This window comes from Bradyrhizobium sp. Kon69, assembly GCF_055807515.1.
The window spans coordinates 1-407 of the sequence record NZ_JBVVOS010000133.1 but is presented as its reverse complement, the minus strand read 5'-3'; the positions used below and the strand labels follow the sequence as shown (position 1 = coordinate 407).

Genomic DNA, 407 nt, shown 5'->3' with positions numbered 1-407 from the left:
GAAGCCGTATGCGACAGCGTCGCCTGCTTGGCCTGTTCGGAACGACCGACCTTGATCGCGACGATTGGCTTTTTTAGCTCCCTTGCCCGTGCCGCGAGTTTTTCGAAACCGGATACAGAGTCGAACCCTTCGATGTGTAGACCGAGCGCGGTGACGCGGCCGTCCTCGATCATGGCAAGCGCAATTTCGGAAAGACCGATCTGCGCCTGATTACCGGCAGCCATAAGAAAAGCGATCGGCAAGCCACGTTTCTGCATCGAAAGGTTGATCGCGATGCTGGAGGATTGTGTGACAATGGCAACACCACGCCCTCCGTCGGGCAGCCTTTCCCCGCCATGATGGTCCGGCCACAGAAGAGCGCCGTCTGCATAGTTGATCAAGCCGTAGCAGTTCGGACCGATTATCGG

General features: G+C 57.7%; 1 pseudogene. It reads right to left on the bottom strand.

The features are described 5' to 3' along the window. Positions 1-407, bottom strand: a pseudogene (locus tag AC0L3U_RS38555) (acetate--CoA ligase family protein); the annotation flags it as partial.